General features: G+C 71.4%; 1 protein-coding gene. It reads right to left on the bottom strand.

Annotation, left to right across the window (positions count from 1 at the left end):
- Positions 1 to 1,771: condensation domain-containing protein (locus tag Van01_RS32660; protein WP_239099451.1), on the bottom strand; the 1,771-nt coding region annotated here is incomplete at both ends.

Below are 1,771 nucleotides of genomic sequence, written 5' to 3'. Positions count from 1 at the left end.
CACGCGATACCGGGGCGATGTCCCGCGCCGGCCCGCTCACCGGCAGTGGGGCCGACCAGTCGCCGGTGGCCAGCCAGTCGAGGGCGGCCTGGTAGGCGCCGAACATCTGGTCGATCACGCCGGGCGGGAACAGCCCTTCGACGTGGTCCCAGTTCACCGCCAGACCGTCGGCGTACTCCCGGACCTGGTGGTCCAGCCAGACCTGCGGGGTCTGCGAGATGCCCCAGGCGAAGTCGGCGGCGGCGGTGGTGTCGAGCCCGTCGAGCACCCCGAGGGCGCTGGTGAAGACAACGGGCATACTCGTCTCGGCCAGGCCCGCGCGGCGTGCCATCTCCCGCAGCACCCAGGTCGCCGACACGGCCTGGTGGTCGAGGTCGCGCCACATCTGCTCCTGCAGCGCCCGGGCTCTCGCGGCCAGCCCCGTACCCGGTTCCGGTTCGTACGCGACAAGCAGGAGCGAGGTGAAGTCACCGAGGATGTTGTTGATGTCCGGGTGGACCTCCTGACGCCGGAATGTGGTGAGGGTCAACGTCATGTCCGGCCGGCCGCTCCACGCGCCGAGCACCTCGGCGTAGCACGCGAGCAGCAGCGCCGACGGGGTGATCTCGTGCTCCCGCGCCCGCTTCGTGATCACCCCCCAGTGCTCCCGGTCCAGGTGCAGCTGCCGGCGCAGGAACCGCGGCGCGGTGATGTGTACGGGATCGACGGCCAGCGGAAGGTCCGGCGCGGGGGGCAGCCGGTCCAGTCGGGACGACCAGTACTCCCGCGCCGCCGCGAGTTCGCCGGGGTCCGGCCGGGTGTTCATCTGGTAGTCGCGGAACGTGACGCCGACCGGGCGCAGGACGGCCTGCGGGTCGTCGTAGAGCAGATTCAGCTCGGTGAACAGGATGAGCACGCTCAACGCGTCGAGCACCAGGTTGTCCAGGCCCACGCCGAGGCGCACCCGCTGGCCGTAGCGGACGGCGCGCACGTCGAACAGCGGCCACTGCGCCGGGTCGAACAATCGGTGCGACATCTCGGTCCGCAGCCGCGTCAGCGCCGGCTCCGCTTCGTCGGCGGCGACCTCGGTGACCGGGATGGCGAATCCGGGTACGGTCGCCAGCACGCGCTGCTGTCCGGTCTCGTCGAACACCGCGCGGAGCATGTCGTGGCGCGCGATGAGCGTGTTCCACGCCTGCTCCAACCGGGCGACGTCGACGTCCGCACTGTCGAACTCGACGTAGAAGTGGCAACCGACCCCGCCGAGGGTGAACTCCGGGCGACGGCCGAGCAGGTATGCCTGCTGCACGTCGGTGACCGGGAAGGGATCGTGCCGGGCGTCCGGCTCGGCCACGAAGCGGGCGGCGCTCGTCGCGCCGAAGTCGAGGGTGGCCGCGAACCCGGCAAGTGTCGGATTGGCGAACAGCCCGCGCAGTTCCGCCCCCTCCACGCCGACAGAGCCGAGGCGGGCGACGAGCCGGGTGCCGATCAGGCTGTCGCCGCCGCAGCGGAAGAAGTTGTCGGTGCGGGTCACCCGCTCGACCGGCAGGAACTCGAGCCAGAGGTCGCCGAGGAGTTCCTCCATCCGCCCCTGTGGGGGTGCCACCTCGTCCTCGCTCTGCTCCTCGGCCCACCACGGTCCCGCGGCCACCGCGGCGCGGTCGACCTTGCCGTTCGAGGTGAGCGGAAGTTCGTCGAGCACGGCGAACTGCTCGGGGACCATGTGCCCGGGCAGCCGCTCGTCCAGCCATCGGCGTACGTCCGCGGCCGCGAGGTCGATCGACGGTTCGGT

This window comes from Micromonospora andamanensis, assembly GCF_016863495.1.
GTDB lineage: Bacteria > Actinomycetota > Actinomycetes > Mycobacteriales > Micromonosporaceae > Micromonospora > Micromonospora andamanensis.
The sequence above is the reverse complement of the archived record's forward strand: the minus strand, read 5'-3'. Positions and strand labels throughout refer to the sequence as shown.